The 14,656-nt window shown below is 56.4% G+C and carries 14 protein-coding genes; 5 read left to right on the forward strand and 9 right to left on the reverse strand.

Annotated elements, in window-relative coordinates:
- Nucleotides 1–812, reverse strand: an 812-nt coding sequence (locus BIS10_RS00335; RefSeq protein ID WP_253501182.1) for an efflux RND transporter periplasmic adaptor subunit, incomplete at its 3' end; no start/stop codon positions are given.
- A 184-nt stretch (nt 813–996) separates the two neighbouring features.
- Between BIS10_RS00335 and BIS10_RS00340 the strand changes: the two genes are divergently transcribed.
- Nucleotides 997–2,181 (forward strand): NAD(P)/FAD-dependent oxidoreductase, encoded by a 1,185-nt coding sequence (locus tag BIS10_RS00340; RefSeq protein WP_253501185.1) that lies wholly within the window; start codon nt 997–999, stop codon nt 2,179–2,181.
- Between the two features lie 130 nt (nt 2,182–2,311).
- On the opposite strand, the gene BIS10_RS00345 is transcribed toward BIS10_RS00340, so the two are convergent.
- The 4 genes from BIS10_RS00345 to BIS10_RS00360 all read right to left on the reverse strand — a co-directional run bounded on the left by BIS10_RS00345 (nt 2,312) and on the right by BIS10_RS00360 (nt 4,429).
- Nucleotides 2,312–2,611 (reverse strand): YqjK family protein, encoded by a 300-nt coding sequence (locus BIS10_RS00345; protein WP_083024620.1) that lies wholly within the window; start codon nt 2,609–2,611, stop codon nt 2,312–2,314.
- Nucleotides 2,586–2,990, reverse strand: a complete 405-nt coding sequence (locus BIS10_RS00350; RefSeq protein ID WP_083024618.1) for a phage holin family protein — start codon at nt 2,988–2,990, stop codon at nt 2,586–2,588. The genes BIS10_RS00345 and BIS10_RS00350 overlap by 26 nt, the downstream gene beginning before the upstream one ends.
- A complete protein-coding gene (locus tag BIS10_RS00355; RefSeq protein ID WP_083024616.1) occupies nt 2,990–3,322 on the reverse strand; it encodes a YqjD family protein in 333 nt (110 codons plus the stop codon). The genes BIS10_RS00350 and BIS10_RS00355 overlap by 1 nt, the downstream gene beginning before the upstream one ends.
- Before the next feature lie 75 nt (nt 3,323–3,397).
- Nucleotides 3,398–4,429 carry a phospholipase A gene (locus BIS10_RS00360; RefSeq protein WP_083024615.1) on the reverse strand — a complete coding sequence of 344 codons (1,032 nt, stop codon included), beginning with the start codon at nt 4,427–4,429 and terminating at the stop codon, nt 3,398–3,400.
- A 191-nt stretch (nt 4,430–4,620) separates the two neighbouring features.
- Here BIS10_RS00360 and mscK point away from each other — a divergent pair, with 191 nt between their 5' ends.
- The gene (mscK, locus tag BIS10_RS00365; RefSeq protein ID WP_301281919.1) at nt 4,621–7,941 is read left to right on the forward strand and encodes a mechanosensitive channel MscK; all 3,321 of its coding nucleotides are present in this window, start codon (nt 4,621–4,623) and stop codon (nt 7,939–7,941) included.
- Between the two features lie 3 nt (nt 7,942–7,944).
- Here the strand turns inward: mscK and BIS10_RS00370 are convergent, their stop codons facing one another.
- Genes BIS10_RS00370 through BIS10_RS00380 form a run of 3 tightly spaced genes read right to left on the reverse strand, consistent with a single transcriptional unit; the run spans nt 7,945 to nt 12,011 of the window.
- On the reverse strand, nt 7,945–8,697 hold the full coding sequence (locus BIS10_RS00370) for a TlyA family RNA methyltransferase (protein WP_253501188.1): 753 nt from the start codon (nt 8,695–8,697) through the stop codon (nt 7,945–7,947).
- 35 nt (nt 8,698–8,732) lie between these two features.
- Complete coding sequence (locus tag BIS10_RS00375) at nt 8,733–10,757, reverse strand: hypothetical protein (protein ID WP_253501191.1); 2,025 nt, start codon at nt 10,755–10,757, stop codon at nt 8,733–8,735.
- Nucleotides 10,758–10,787: 30 nt separating this feature from the next.
- Complete coding sequence (locus tag BIS10_RS00380) at nt 10,788–12,011, reverse strand: acetyl-CoA carboxylase biotin carboxylase subunit family protein (protein WP_253501193.1); 1,224 nt, start codon at nt 12,009–12,011, stop codon at nt 10,788–10,790.
- 209 nt (nt 12,012–12,220) lie between these two features.
- Here BIS10_RS00380 and BIS10_RS00385 point away from each other — a divergent pair, with 209 nt between their 5' ends.
- From BIS10_RS00385 to BIS10_RS00395, 3 genes are all read left to right on the forward strand, one after another.
- A complete protein-coding gene (locus tag BIS10_RS00385) occupies nt 12,221–12,550 on the forward strand; it encodes a DUF1820 family protein (RefSeq protein ID WP_009100748.1) in 330 nt (109 codons plus the stop codon).
- Nucleotides 12,551–12,635: 85 nt separating this feature from the next.
- A complete protein-coding gene (locus tag BIS10_RS00390; protein WP_083024612.1) occupies nt 12,636–13,271 on the forward strand; it encodes a TIGR04211 family SH3 domain-containing protein in 636 nt (211 codons plus the stop codon).
- A gap of 60 nt (nt 13,272–13,331) precedes the next feature.
- A complete protein-coding gene (locus tag BIS10_RS00395) occupies nt 13,332–13,964 on the forward strand; it encodes a thiopurine S-methyltransferase (RefSeq protein ID WP_083024610.1) in 633 nt (210 codons plus the stop codon).
- Between the two features lie 9 nt (nt 13,965–13,973).
- On the opposite strand, the gene BIS10_RS00400 is transcribed toward BIS10_RS00395, so the two are convergent.
- Nucleotides 13,974–14,567, reverse strand: coding sequence for a YajG family lipoprotein (locus tag BIS10_RS00400; protein WP_083024609.1), 594 nt, complete (start codon nt 14,565–14,567; stop codon nt 13,974–13,976).
- Nucleotides 14,568–14,656 lie beyond the last annotated feature (89 nt).

A 14,656-nucleotide genomic window follows, 5' to 3' on the forward strand; every position in this document is an offset into this window, starting at 1 on the left:
GCTTCAGGCAGCACCAGCGTGTTGCGTACGCGCTGCTGAACAATGACCTCCATCAGCATGCCGGGCCGCAGCTTTAAGTCTGGATTGGCCAACTCGGCACGCACGCTAACGCTACGGGATACCGGGTCAATCCTTGTGCCAATGCTGGCAACGTCGCCGCGAAATACCTCGTCTGGGTACGCCGCCGTGGTGGCACTAAGACTTAACCCGGCGGATAGCCGCCCCAAAAATACCGCTGGTACGGTAAAATCGAGTTTCATTACATCTAGCTTATCTAGCGTCACCAACGCCATGCCGGGGGTGACGAGGGTGCCCACACTGACGTCACGAAATCCTACGCGGCCGCTAAACGGCGCGTGTATCCGGTAATTTTCCAGTCTAGCTTCCAGAGCTTGGGCATCGGCTTGTGCTTGGCGCAGCTGGGATTGAGTGTCTTCTACGTCTGCTCTAGCCGCTAAGTTGCGCTGCTGCAGCTGCGAAGCGCGGTCAGAAGCGTTTCGCCGCTCATCGGTAATGGCCTGGGCGGCTCTTAGCAGTGCTTGCTCTTCGGCGTCTTCCAAACGAACCAGTAAACGACCGCGCTCTACCTGCTCGCCATCATCGAAGTTAATCTCTGCAATGGTGTCGGTTACGGTGGCCGATAAGGTCACGCTTTCATCAGCACGTAAGGTGCCTAGTGCTTCCAGCGGGTCGGACCAGGTCTCTGTCTCAACGTAATAACCAATCACAGGCGGCTTTGATTGTGCGCTGGCAATAGAAGCCCATCCAAGGAGTAGCAAGAGGCAGCAAAAGGAGCGTTTAAAAGCGATCATAAGTGTCTCAGTATTATTGAAATATTCCGCAATCGGCGATGATAGTAAGTCATTACCTGCAACATTGTTGAGGCGAATAGGCAGTATCTTGTGCGATTCTTATACATGAGTTTTTAAAATGTACAGTAGTTTGGCGCTTCTTACCTGTTAAAATGCCCGCCTTTTCACTCTGGGAGCCTCAGTTATGGTCTACGACGTCGTAGTCATTGGCGCAGGTGCCGCTGGTTTAATGTGCGCGGCACAGGCTGGCTATGCCGGGCGACGCGTTTTGGTGGTCGACCATGCGAACAAAGCGGGTAAAAAAATTCTTATGTCTGGGGGAGGCCGCTGTAACTTTACCAATCTTGATACAGCGCCTGGACACTTTTACTCTGAAAATCCTTATTTTTGCATTTCTGCATTAAAACGTTATCGCCCAGAACACTTTGTATCGCTGGTAGAAACCCATGGCGTTGAGTATGTGGAAAAAGCGCCAGGGCAGCTATTTTGCGCAGATTCCGCCAAAGAGATCGTGCGGGTACTCTTGACCGAATGTGAGTGGGCCGGGGCGGAGATTAAACTGAGCACATCCGTTTCTCGGCTGGAGCGTCAGGGTGAGGGGATGCGGTTGACCACGTCCCTGGGCACGATTGATGCAGGGGTGGTGGTCGTGGCGACCGGAGGGCTTTCCATTCCCACTATGGGGGCCACAGGGTTTGGCTACGATATTGCCCGCCAGTTTGGCTTAGAGGTGCTGCCTACCCGCCCAGGTTTGGTGCCGTTTACCCTAAGCGATAGCTGGAAAGAGCGGGCCGCCGGGCTTTCCGGGGTTAGCGTACCCACGGCGGTGAGCTGCAAAGAGAAGCGCTTTGTCGAGCCGATGCTGTTTACCCATCGGGGGCTATCCGGCCCTTCTATGCTACAAATTTCCAGCGTATGGGAGCCGGGAAACGCTATCTCTATCGACCTCTTGCCGGGCGAAGACGCGGCTGACGCTTTGCGCCATGCGCGCCAGGAAACCCCTAAGCGGCTGCTGTCGACCTGGCTAGGCGAGCGTTTCCCCAAGCGCTTTGCTCAGGCGCTATTAGAGTGGTATCCCGATCAGCATTTAACTAGCCCGCTGGCGCAATATAGCAACGAAGCGCTAGATATTTGGGCCCAGCGGCTAAATCAGTGGCAGCTAAAACCTGCAGGCACCGAAGGGTGGCGCACGGCCGAGGTGACGATGGGTGGTGTCAGCACCGACGCCATTTCATCCAAAACCTTTGAAGTAAAGGATCTACCTCAACTGCGCTTTATTGGGGAGGTGCTGGATGTGACGGGCCAACTAGGCGGTTATAACTTTCAGTGGGCCTGGGCAAGCGGTGTGGCCTGCGGCCAGGCGTGCTAACTTGCTAAAATGGAGCTACTAAAAAAGCCGCTACGGTGATGCCGTAACGGCTTTTAGAAGTACTTAAGGCCCTAGTAGTTCTTAACCTAGTAGTTCTTAAAATGGTTCTTAAAGATAGAGCAGTGAGACGCTAGGTAGCTATTTTAGCCAACAGCTTGAACTTACGCAGCAGCATATAGCCCGCTAGGGCTTTTCGGCCTACGACCATGGCGCCGCCCGGGTGGCGCATAATGCGCAGGGCCGCAATGCCGCCAATGGCGTACAGGGGAAGCTTGAGGCTTTTCCAGTTTCTGTCCAGCGGCGATGATGCCCGCTGTAGCGTGTCGCTATCGACTAAGATATCGATACGCTGTTGTTCCAGTTCCGCCAGCAGGGCTGCTTTGCGTTCTGCTCGGCTCGGTAGTTTAGCGGCGCTGTTGTGACGAGTCATCCTCATTCACCTCCAGCAGTGCACGGTCGGCGGCAAGCTGCTTTAACGTCTCTTTTAGCAGTGTATGGCGCTTGGCCTGACGCAGGGCAATAACTGCCAGCAAAATACTGAGAGCTATCAGTATACCAGCACTGACGCTAATTGCCGTTAATCGATAAGTATCCCAGAAGAGAACCACCACCAGCGCCGTAAGCGTGGCAACGCCTAATAGCAGGAGCAGTAGACTGGCACCCGCAAGTAACAGCAAAACCAGTAAACGCGCGCGCTCCTCTTCTAGCTCTAAAACCGCCAAACGCAGGCGCGTTTCACTGTTAGCTACCAGTGATTTCAGCAGGCGTTTGGCGGCAGAAAAGACGCGTTGGGTGGGACCCAAAGCCATTAGCGACGCCCGAGCAGCATACCAACGACAAGGCCAGCGGCGGCGCCAATACCGATGCTGGTCCAGGGGTTTTCATGGACATAACGGTCACAACACTCTGCCTGTTCGGAGAGCGTTTCGCGGGTGTCTTCGTAGAAACGTTCTCCGCGGGCTTCTAGGCGAGTGCGAGTATCTTTTAAACGTCGCTCGGCACGCTCACGCAGATCGCGCATTTCGCTGCTGGCGTCTTTGGAGGTTGCGTTCATCAGCTCTTCGACTGTTTCGCTGAGGTGACGCAGGTCTTCTTTCAACTGGTCAGCGCGTGCGGAGGTATCTGTATTACGTTTTGCCATGATGTCTTCCTTTGACGAGTAAATGAGTGACGACTTCAGCATAGCAGCCGCCACCTGATAGACAACCCTTGTCGTTTAACGGTTCAGCCCGGTGGCGCTAAATAGTGGGTTAAGACTAAAACCAAGGCTTAAACGGTGCACGCGATTATCGTAATCAATCATGCTTTCACCGTAGCCATAGTAGTACTGTACATGGGCGCGCACACCGTTAAACGCTGGCCAACTATAGTCAACCTGGGTGCCGTAGTTACCCGTGCTTGGATTGCCACGCAGTTGCCCCGCGAATTCATGGTTATTTTGTAAACGCTTGGCAAGACGAATATCCCCATAGCCGACAAAACGCTCGATATCCGGGTTGTCGTCATCGCTTTCAGACTCAGGTACGCGCCAGTGAGGAGCCAGCGTTAGCGCCCAGTCACCGCTCTGGAAGGTGCTCTCCAGATAGACACGATTCCAGCTACGCGAAAGCGGGTCGGAACGACCATTGGATTGGTGAATAAAAGAGATCCGGTTGCGAGTATTTACCCAGCCCAGCGCGCTCCAAGCGTTATCAAAGTCGATAAATATTTCGGGCTCGTAGTTGGTTTCCCGGAAGGGGGAGGAAGCATCGGTATTGTACGCTTGCCACCAACTGCGCTGAGTGTAGGCAAAATAGACATCGCCGATATCACCAAACACATTTTCAGCCATATTAAATTTGGCGCTAAATTGGAACTTCACCTCTCCGCTATTAGGCCTTACGTCTTCAGAAATGCTGCGGAAGTCCTCAGCATTCTTATTGGTGTTATAGCTGACAGGAAAAAGATAGTTGGTTCGGTGTGTGGTGATTGCAAACGGGTTACGCGACGACTCCTGCTCCAACTGGCGACGATCACTCAGGTCCTCCAGAGCAACTTCTTCCGGCAACTGCTTAGGAGGAACGCCTTGGGCTGCTTCCTCAGGTGCGTCAATTTGCTGCAGTTGCTGGCGCAGTTGATAAAGCTCGGTATTCAGTGCACGAATACGCGCTTCAATCTCTTCTTGGGTGTCGGCCTGGGCGCTCTGGCTGAGCATATCAGCACTTACCACCACCACTAGGCCGGTTAACAACAGTTTTTGGATAACCATCAACGTGGCTCACAAATTAAGGAAAGAGGTGCCAGCGTCGTTTCTATACATGCCGCTCGTGCAAGTCAACTGTCGATATCCCGCTAGCTAACTGGATTGCGCAACGACTGATAACCCCCGACAATGGGAATCTTGCCCGATTCGGCGGGCTTACATGTCAATGAGGCATAAGTAACGTGGTGAGAAATGCCATGAAAGCCGTCATTTGCTGCCTATACATGGTAGCGATGCTGGCTGGTCCCGCAACCGCTCAAACTATTGCGGTTGAGCGCGTCCCTCCTGAAGCAGAGCTAACTGAGCGCTTGGCGGCCATTGAGTCGCTAGATGCCGAATTAACCGCCGACCAAAAGCGTGACCAGGCGGCGCTGACCGCAGCACTGCAGGCCTATGAGCGCCTCAAGGCCATCGAAGAGCGCCAGCAGGCGCTAGAGCAGCGGGTGAATCAGGCACCAGAATTATTGCTGCGTTTAGAGCGCGAGCTTAATGAGGCCGAAGAGGAGAGCCAACAGCTTTCGGTCAATAACCTCAGTGATATGCCGTTAGAGGCATTAGAAGCCGAGCAGGCTGACGCCGTGATGGAGCTGCAGCAACTGCAGAGCCAGATGGCAGAGGTGAACTCCCAGCTGTTAGCTGCTCAAACGCTACCCGAACGGGCACAGCAGGCCATTTCCGATGCGCTACAGCGCGCTGAAACGCTACGCCGTGAGCATGATACTCGGGCTGCGCTGCTGGCGGATCGTCAGCTTTCGGCTCGCGAGGATGCACAGCTCATCCAGTGGCGCTTAGAGCGAGCGCTGGCAGAGCAAGAGGTCAGCCTGAACCAGCGTGAATTAAGTGCCAACAGCCGCCTGCGTGAACTGGCTCAACAGCGCCGTGACCTGCTGGCCCTGCAGATCGATCAGCAAGAGCAGCAGCTTAGCCTGCTGCAGGGCGTGATCGACCGCCAGCGACGCCTTCAGTCTGAGCAGGCCATCGCCGACGCCGCCAAAAATGACCCGCTCATCGCGGAAGGTCATCCCGTCGTGCTGAATGCTCAGCAGGTCAATCAAACGCTAAGCCTGGAGCTGCTGCGGGCGACGGACCGTGCCAATGGCATTGTGCGTGAAAACATCGAGGCGCAGCGTCAGTTAGAGCATGTTCGTCAGCTTCAGCGCAGCCTTAATGAGCAGATGGAGGCCATTCGCGGTAGTCAGTTGCTCTCTCGTATTCTCCGCGAGCAGCGCCAGTCGCTGCCTGCCGTAGTGCCCCGGCGCGATTTGCAGGATGAGATTGCCGACCTGCGCTTGAAACAGTTCGATCTTATTCGCCAGCGCGACCAGCTCCGCCAAGGGGAGCGGTTGGCTGCCCAGCGCCTTGAAGAGGCGGGGGTCGAGGTAACCCCAGGGCTGGTGGACTCGTTGACGCGGCTTTATCAGTCCCGCCGTGAGCTGGTGGAGCAGCTCGAGCAGGCCTACGGCAGCCTATTGAGTTCAGCCATCGAGCTACAGCTCAATCAGCAGCAGCTGCTCTCCACTACTCATGATCTACGCGCCACCATTGATGAGCAGCTGTTTTGGGTAGCCAACAGCCGCCCGTTGGATGTGAACTGGCTACGTCAACTGCCCAGTTATCTCACTCAGGAGTGGCATGAAGGGGAGTGGCGCGCGGTACTGCCTACCCGCTGGCGAGGGCTCTCTTGGGATATGTTGGTAGGCGCGCCGCTGCTACTTTTCGGTGTGATATTGCTTGCCCTGCGGGGACGCATTAAAACCCGCTTGGCGTTGATTCACTCACAAATTGGTCGTTTGAAAAGCGATACCCAGCTACACACCCCCAAAGCGGTACTGCTCAATGCGCTGCTGGCGCTGCCTGGGCCGCTGGCGCTGGCAGGGACGGGGGTAGCCCTGCGTACTGCGGAAGGCGGCCTTGCGCTGGGGCTTGCGCCCGCCCTGCTGCAGCTTGGGCTGAGCTGGTTCGTTGTTGCGCTCGGGCGGCGGTTACTGGTGCCTGATGGTGTCGCAGAGCGTCACTTCACCTGGGCGCCTGCTTACAATGTGCGGCTGCGCCGCCTGTTGATCGGCCTGGGGATTGCCCTGGTGCCGGTGGTTGCTATTGCTGCCATGTCCGAGCAGATGGAAACACCGCTGGCTCAGCGCCCGGTGGCGATGGCGCTGTTCATGGGCGGGCTGCTTGCGATGGCCTGGTGGCTGGCGCAGCTTATTCTTGCCCATGTGCCGATTTTTGGTGTGCGGCTTTTCAGGCTGATATTGGGTCTGGCGATGGCGGCTGTGCCCTTGGTGCTGCTTGGGTTAGTGGCGTGGGGATATGAGTATACGGCGCTCAGATTAGTGGCACGCTTTGCCATTACACTCTATTTACTGGGGCTTTGGGTGGTGGTAGAGGCGACGGTGGTGCGCAGTTTGGCAGTGGCCGCCCGTCGGTTAGCTTATCGCCGTGCGTTAGCCCGCCGCCGTGCGCAGGTACAAGAGGGTGCTGAAGGTGGGCTAGAGGTGGTCGAAGAGCCGCCGTTGGATATGGAAAAAATCAACGCCCAGTCGCTGCGGCTCTCTAAGCTTATTTTATTAATAGGTTTTAGCGCGCTGCTCTATCTGGTGTGGTCGGACCTGCTCGCTGTCTTGGGGTATTTAGATCAGGTATCGCTTTGGAATGCGGCTGAAGGAGATTTGGTCGACAACGCGCTATCGATCTCGGACTTTGTCACGGCGCTATTGGTGGTGGCCATCACCTTTATTTCGGCTCGCAATCTGCCTGGCCTGCTGGAGGTGATGGTGTTATCGCGCTTGGCGCTCAAGCAGGGGAGCGCCTATGCCATCAGCTCGCTGCTCTCTTACACCATTGTGGGAACCGGCATCGTGATGTCGCTGGCGACCTTAGGCGTGTCCTGGGATAAGTTGCAGTGGCTGGTGGCGGCGTTGAGCGTCGGGTTAGGCTTTGGTTTACAAGAAATTTTTGCCAATTTTATTTCCGGCCTAATTATTCTGTTTGAGCGCCCTATTCGTATTGGTGACACCATTACCATAGGCAACCTGCACGGCACGGTGAGTCAGATTCGTATTCGGGCCACCACGGTGACCGATTTCGACCGCAAAGAGATCATTATTCCCAACAAGACTTTCGTCACGGATCAGCTCATTAACTGGTCGCTCTCCGACAATGTGACCCGCGTGGTGCTCACTTACGGGGTCTCACACGGTTCAGATTTGCCTCTGGTGCATAAGCTTTTGCGTCAAGCGGCCGATGAAAATGCCCGCGTGCTGGATGACCCTGAGCCGCAGGTGTTCTGCCTAAGTTACGGCCCTCACAGCCTCAATTTTGAGCTGCGTATTTTCGTCAATGACTTGTTAGACCGCCTGTTTGCGGCCGATGAGGTGAATTGCCGGGTGGATGAGCTGTTCAAAGAGGCGGGCGTGCGGATTGCCTTTGAACAGCTGGATGTTTGGCTGCATCCTGAGCAGGGAGAGTCGGTGAAAGTGCAGTCCAAGCCAACTCTCCCGCCTGCTACGTTGAGCTAACCGCTAGGGCTTGCTGGCGAGAAGAAGAAACTCCCGATTGCCGTCGCTGCCGGTAATTGGGCTCTCTTGCCAGTGGCTGATGGCGAGCCCGCACTGCTCGCAGGCGGTGCGTATTTTTTGCTCCACCTCCGCGTAGCGACGAGGGTCGCGCACGACGCCGCGTTTATCCAGCGCACCGGGGTCTAGCTCAAACTGTGGTTTTACCAGCGAAAGCAGCTGCCCGCTAGGCGGCAGTAGGGCGGCAATCTCAGGCAGAATCAGCGTCTGGGATATAAACGATACATCCATCACCGCAAGATCAATCGGCCGTTCGGCAAGCGTGCTCAAAAGTGCCTCTGAGGTGCTCATATGACGGGCATTGAGTCCTTCCAGGCAGGTTACTCGTGGGTCGCTGCGTAAGTGGCTTGCCAGCTGGTCGTGGCCGACTTCCACGCCTATTACGTGGCGTGCGCCAAAATGCAGGGCGCAGTCGGTAAACCCGCCCGTGGACTGGCCAATATCCAGCACGCCTTTATCCTCTAAGCGCATGGCTAACGCCTGTAGAACGCCTTCTAGCTTTAGCCCTGCGCGTGAGGCGTAGCGCTCTTCTGGGTCCTCTTCCACGCGGAGCGGGGCATCGGTCGGCCATTTTTCAGAGGGTTTGCTCAGCAAGGTGCCGTCGCTTAAAAAAACGCGCCCGTTTTTGATCAGCCGCTGGGCACGGGTACGAGAACTGGCCAGCCCTTGGCTGACCAGCAGTTGATCGAGTCGTATCATCTTGGTCGTGTCTGTAGTGTTTGGAAGGCCCCGTGTTAACGGGGCCCTTGGTCGGCCTGCAGGTCGGTCGGTGGAATGCGGGTCGCCCCCCAGCTGCGGTGCAGAAACCCTTTTACGCGCGCTAGCTCTTCATCGGTCACTGTGGCTAGCTCGCCTCTTTCCAACGGGTCGTAGTGGTAGATATAGAGACGCGAAGTGAACTGCTCAAATGGCAGAGAGGCTTCGCCAAAGCGCTCGCCGTTGCCGGACGTGCTGACCTTAACGCCGTCGCCCCAATCCTGACCGCTGTCGTTATTGGGGTTGTAGAAGTAGACCCGCATCACGTCGTTGGGGTCGAGGGAGGCCCGCAAAATCGTAATGGCATGCCAGCCGATAAACCGCGCAGCGCTATCGGTGACTGCGATACCGGCAGGCTGCGGATGAATCAGCGGCTGGTTGCCGTTGTAGTAGGGGTGGTAGCTGGCGTAGAAGTGACGAATGAATGTATCCACTTCACAGAGCTTACCGGTGGCGACATCGACGTTAATACTGAACCCGCGGCCAGACCACCAGCCGTGAAATTCGGGATTCACCCAGCGGTGGGGATCGCCTTCCCGGCCAATGCAGCGCCTGCCCATCTCCGCGTAAATACGGTCCAGGTGAGGCACCACGATTAGTGATACCGGATCAAGATCCATCGGCAACTGGGCGGCCACGCCAGATACGCTCTCGTTAGAGGAGATCGGCTGCCCCTCGAAGTGCATAATAATCTCATCATCCCGAGCGGCCCAGGTCACCATCTGTAACAGGTAGTCCGGATCGTTATAGGCCCACATGGAGAGAGCACGCGCCGATTGGCAGGTGGGGTTGTTGCCCTGGCCCACGCCCAGCGGCAGGCCCAGCATGCACAGCACTCCTTCGATGAGTCGGGCGCGGGGTGAGGCAACCTCGCCATAGGCAAGCGTCAGGCGTCCTTCTGCCCACTCAGAGAGCTGAAGGTTGAGCTGACGCCACATGGCCGGTGCCACAGGTGGCTGATAAAGAATGCCGCGTTCTAACAATAAGGCCAGCCCATACACCGCTTGTGCCGTCGCCGGGTAGACGCCGCTGCGAATCAGCGCATGCACCAACTCGCGGTAGCACAGCAGGCAGTCGCGGCCAGTAGAGGAGAGCCCCAGCGCCTCTGAGAGCAGATGGTCGCCCTCTTCCAGCAGGTAGCGTAAAAGCACGGCATGGTAGGGGGATACTAAGCCGGTGTCGTGCATGGCACGGGCAAAGCCGGTGGATTCCGCCTGGAGCGTAGCGTTATCCATGCGCTCAAGGCGAGCGCGATACACCTCAAGGCCTGGATCTTCGCGGCAGGCCTGGGTGGGGCCATACAGCGAGCTAACTAACCTGTCAGCTCCTTGTCCGCTGGCTCCCAGGTCAATCTCCGGGTTGGCCTGGCACAGCGCGATCTGGGTGATCATTTGTTTAATCGCATCGACCTGGATGGGGCGCTGCTTGAGAATGCGCCAGATCTCATCAATCAGCTGGTCGATAACGTGCTCATAGCCGATGCGCTCGGCTAAGTGCTGAAACAGTTGGCGGGAGATATTCGCCAAGCGCCCTTGGGTTTCCCGCTCGGCTTCGCTGGGCGCATTGAAAAGCAGCCATAGGTTGATCGCCATTACCTGGGTCAGGTAGTGGTGGGCATGCTCTTGAGAAATTAAGGTGTGGGCGTAATTGTCTTTTGCCACGGCCAACAGCCGCAGTTCGCTCAGCGCTTCAATCACCACCACATTGGCATCGGCGCTTTTAAGCGAGTAGGTCGTCAATGTGGGGATTAGGTACTGTGGGGTTTCCCAATCCGACCCGGCAAAAATGCCAGCGGATTCAAAATCCGCCGCGCGCTGCTCAAGAGCGGCGCAGCCGCCCGCTTGCATGAGTACGCGACGGGCAGTATCAAGTACGCGTGGCAGCTTTGCGGGTTTAGAAAAGGCAGGCGCCTGCGAAAGCAGGCGCACCGCATCATCAAATTTGCTCAGCAATCCATTGAGCTTGCCATCTTCAGTGGAAGAGGCCTCTTGCTTGGTCGTCACGGTGACTCCTTATCCCAGCCTTGGCAAGGATTATACATAGAAGTCGAGATCTTCTTGGCGTTTTAGCAGATCGCGAATTGTATGCGCATCCTCGCCTTTAAAGTAGATCAACCCCCAGTGAGTGCCAAAGGCGGTGCGTTTCGTGACGGTCTCTTCTACCGGCGAGGTCAGTTCGTGAGACTCGAAGTAAGGGTGATCTTCTGTCTCTTCTGGAATCTCTAAGCGGCTCACTACCCGGCGGCGCGGATAAACGCCAAAGCAGCCCGCGAAGCCGTCGGCATCGACGATCTCTTTCGGGAAGAACGCGGCCACCTCTTCTTTGGTGCTTTTCGGATCGAAGACCAGCATGGAGGCTTGATAAGCATTGAAGCCGTAGACCCGCTCCAGTAGCTCAAACACTTTGAAGCCCGGCGGACGATAGGCCACTTCGCCAAAGTACATCTCACCGTCGCTGGTCACGAAGTATTCGGGGTGGATCAGGCCAAACTCAATATCAAACGCTTTGATCAGTTTTTCGATCTGTGCGGTGATCTGCTCGCGGTACTTTTCCAGCTCTGGCGAGGCAGGCACAAACACCGAGTAGCCCAGCGTGACGTACTCTGAAATGTTCAGGAAGGCGATTTTGCCATCGTGAATCCACGCTTCTACCGCAAATTCCCAGCCATCCAGGTGCGACTCCATCAGTACCGGAAACTCTTCATCCGGGATGGTATCGACTTCATCGGGGGTACGAATGACCCGGTGGCCCAGGCAGCCCGCTTTATCAAACGCTTTTAGGTGGATGGGGTCGTTGGGGTCGCCATCGAGTTTCAGCAGCGTCTGGTTGACACGCTTGAGGAAGCGAATCACGTCCTCTTTATCGTGGGCTTCTTCAAAAATACCCACGCGAATGCCGCCAAGCTGGGCGCGGCGCTTCATTAGCGCTTTGTCACGCAGCAGCAGTGACTGGCCGTAAAGGCGTGGGTTATCCAGCAGCACCGAGTTAATGGCACCTGCCCACTCAACGGTTTCCTCGAATAAGGGGATGGCAACGTCGACGCCTTTCTCTTTCAGCGTTTCGGCGATTTCCATGGAGCGGTCATTCAGGCGCTCGAAATTCCAGGGTACATACGGGATGTCGTGTTTTTGGCAGTACTCTTCCGCCCAGTCGGGTGCAACCACGATGTAGCGGCGGTCAAAATTCTCCGCAGCTTCGATCGCATTGAGGCTCCAGCCTAAGAGGGCGATATAGCCCTTATTGGGATCCTTTTGCATGATGGTGACTCCTATGGGTAGATGAATTTTCTTGCCAACCACTCACTTCACCATACACGACCAGGGCCATCATCGGCTAATTAGCACACTCTGAAGCGAAAATGGCAGGGAATTAGCTCCCTTTGGTGATGTCTGCTAAAGGGCAACCCGCGAGTATGGTAGGCTTGCTGCTTAACATTACGTTCAAGTGGCAAGAGGAATAGGCCAAGATGGCGGCCAAGCCGATCTACCGTGTGGTGGTTCACCAGCAGGGTGAAATTTGGGATTTATACGTCAGAGAGATCTTTCAGAGCGAACTCTGGGGCTTTATTGAAGTCGAGGAGTTTGTCTTTGACGATGCGTCGCGAGTGGTGGTGGATCCAGGAGCGGAAAAACTGCAGCGAACCTTTGAGGGTGTGAAGCGTAGTTACCTGCCTCTTAACGCCATTGTGCGGATTGATGAGGTAGAGCGTGAAGGCCCCCTGAAGGCCGTGAAAAGTGATGCTCGCGTCGCAGAGTTTCCTCGTCCCTTCCCGTTACCGCCCCGCGGGGAAGGGTAAGCGCTTTAGACACGCGCAACGCTTTGAGCGATACGCGCGGTGGCTTCGTCGGCCACGCGCGTTTTTATGATCAGGACATGACGTCATGCAAGTAGATAAATTTCGCAGTAATTGTTATGCCGCCGCAGTTGGCATGCTGCTAAGCATGAGCAGCCAAGCGGCATTCGCTCAATCCGATAACCAAGCCTGGGTCAGCGATGAGCTAAGTACCTACGTGCGCAGTGGGCCGACAGATGGTTATCGCATTGTGGGAACGCTCAATGCAGGCGAGCAGGTGGAAGTGCTGGAAACCAGCGGTGATTACACCCGGGTGCGCAGCAATAGCGGCGATACGGTGTGGGTTTTGAGCAATGAGCTTCAGCAAACGCCTAGTGCTCGTCAGCAATTGCCCGAGCTGCAGGCCCAGGTGGAAGAGCTGACCCAAGAGCTTGACGGTATCAATGGCACGTGGGAGCAGCGGGTCTCTTCCATGACCGCCACGCTTGATGTTCGCGAGCAGCGCATCGCAGACCTGGAAGCGAGGAACCTTGAGCTGGATAACGAGGCAGAGCAGTCTCGCCAGCAGGTGCGAGCGCTGCAGGCACGTCTGGACACTCAAGAGGAAGACTTGCTGATGCGCTACTTTATGTACGGTGGCGGTGTGGCGGGCGCTGGCCTGCTGGTGGGGCTGATTGTGCCGCACTTGCCGCGCCGTCGTAAAAAGCGTGACCGCTGGTTCTAAACAGTTAGGTTTTTAGGATAGTAAGCAGTTAGGTTTTTAGGATAGTAAGAGGGCATGTCCATGGAGAATTCCTGGCGGCAGCGTTGGCAAGAGGGCCGGATAGGCTTTCACCTGGAGGAGACCCACCCGGCACTGTTGAAGTATTGGCCAACGCTAGGCGTGCCCTCTGGAGCCAAGGTGTTGGTGCCGCTATGTGGAAAGAGCTTAGATATGCGCTGGCTCGCGGACCAAGGGCACCCGGTGTTGGGCATAGAACTTGCCCCGGAGGCTATCGAGCAATTTTTGGCCCAGCGTAGTGGCGGTATCTCTCGTTATACTCAGGCAGGCTTTGATGTGTCCCGCCAAGGCAGTGTAGAGCTATGGTGCGGTGACTTCTTTCACCTGCATATTCAGCAGGCGGCGGAAGTGGAGGCTTTTTACGATCGTGCATCGCTGATTGCGCTGCCACCGGCTACCCGCGAACGCTACGCTTTCCACTTGGCTCAGTTGGTGCCACCGGGAGCGAAAGGGCTGCTGGTGGGGTTAACCCACGCCGATGGCGATGCCGGGCCGCCATTTAGCGTGCCGGATGAGGAAATTGAGCGCCTGATGGCGCCCAATTTCCGTATCGAGCGATTAGCGCACCTACCCGCCGATGCCCGTGGCCGAAGCGAAAGCATCTGGGCGCTTGAGCGGCGCGGGCCACGGGTTTAATTATCCCCCTTAACGGGCGAGAAGCCGACCCAGCTCTGGGTCGCTGAACGCCCGGTTTAGGCCATCGCTAAGCAAGTCGTTCAACATCCGTGTATTGGCATCTTCACCCGGTTTAAGCGCATAACCTTGGGTGCGACGTGACGTATATGTCCCGGTATACGTCGTGCCCTGGTTCTGCGCGATGGCCCGGAAAACCCCTTCAATACGCGCTTCATCAATTAGCGGCTGCCCGCTGTCGCCGCGGCCATAGTGCAAGCTGGCAAGTTCCAGAGTCAGGCTGGGGCGGCCTTGGGCGGCTTCACGGGTGGGGGTAAACCCCATATCGCGTGCGGCACGCTCCGCTTCGGCCTGTAGGCGCGGAATCAATTCATGGCTGCTTACGGTAATCTGCGCCGTCGACATGTTGCCGCCCGTGCGCGTGCCAATCACTTCGCCTGGCCGCGCATCGACGGCCACCACGGTCACTTGCTGACCCGAGCCGGTTTGCGGCACGTTAGCGCTACGGGTGGGGTTTAGCTGTAGGTATTGAGGACTTGCACAGCCTGCCAGCAATAGGGTGGTTAACAACGCACCAGACGCGCGTAAAAAGTGACGCCGACGCATAAAACTCTCCGCAATCATTGTGGTTAAACGATAAACATACCTGTCGCAACAAGGTATTAAAAAGCAAAGCGTTAAGAAACAAGGCATGG

It is taken from the genome of Halomonas sp. 707B3, assembly GCF_024158645.1.
Lineage (GTDB): Bacteria > Pseudomonadota > Gammaproteobacteria > Pseudomonadales > Halomonadaceae > Vreelandella > Vreelandella lionensis.

Bases quoted from the DNA above. Each gene is read 5' to 3' on its own strand.
- BIS10_RS00400 (WP_083024609.1), bottom strand. From the start codon at position 14,567: ATGCGTCGGCGTCACTTTTTACGCGCGTCTGGTGCGTTGTTAACCACC.
- BIS10_RS00390 (WP_083024612.1), top strand. From the start codon at position 12,636: ATGCAAGTAGATAAATTTCGCAGTAATTGTTATGCCGCCGCAGTTGGC.
- mscK (WP_301281919.1), top strand. From the start codon at position 4,621: ATGAAAGCCGTCATTTGCTGCCTATACATGGTAGCGATGCTGGCTGGT.
- BIS10_RS00380 (WP_253501193.1), bottom strand. From the start codon at position 12,011: ATGCAAAAGGATCCCAATAAGGGCTATATCGCCCTCTTAGGCTGGAGC.
- BIS10_RS00345 (WP_083024620.1), bottom strand. From the start codon at position 2,611: ATGACTCGTCACAACAGCGCCGCTAAACTACCGAGCCGAGCAGAACGC.
- BIS10_RS00395 (WP_083024610.1), top strand. From the start codon at position 13,332: ATGGAGAATTCCTGGCGGCAGCGTTGGCAAGAGGGCCGGATAGGCTTT.
- BIS10_RS00340 (WP_253501185.1), top strand. From the start codon at position 997: ATGGTCTACGACGTCGTAGTCATTGGCGCAGGTGCCGCTGGTTTAATG.
- BIS10_RS00370 (WP_253501188.1), bottom strand. From the start codon at position 8,697: ATGATACGACTCGATCAACTGCTGGTCAGCCAAGGGCTGGCCAGTTCT.
- BIS10_RS00385 (WP_009100748.1), top strand. From the start codon at position 12,221: ATGGCGGCCAAGCCGATCTACCGTGTGGTGGTTCACCAGCAGGGTGAA.
- BIS10_RS00350 (WP_083024618.1), bottom strand. From the start codon at position 2,990: ATGGCTTTGGGTCCCACCCAACGCGTCTTTTCTGCCGCCAAACGCCTG.
- BIS10_RS00360 (WP_083024615.1), bottom strand. From the start codon at position 4,429: ATGGTTATCCAAAAACTGTTGTTAACCGGCCTAGTGGTGGTGGTAAGT.
- BIS10_RS00355 (WP_083024616.1), bottom strand. From the start codon at position 3,322: ATGGCAAAACGTAATACAGATACCTCCGCACGCGCTGACCAGTTGAAA.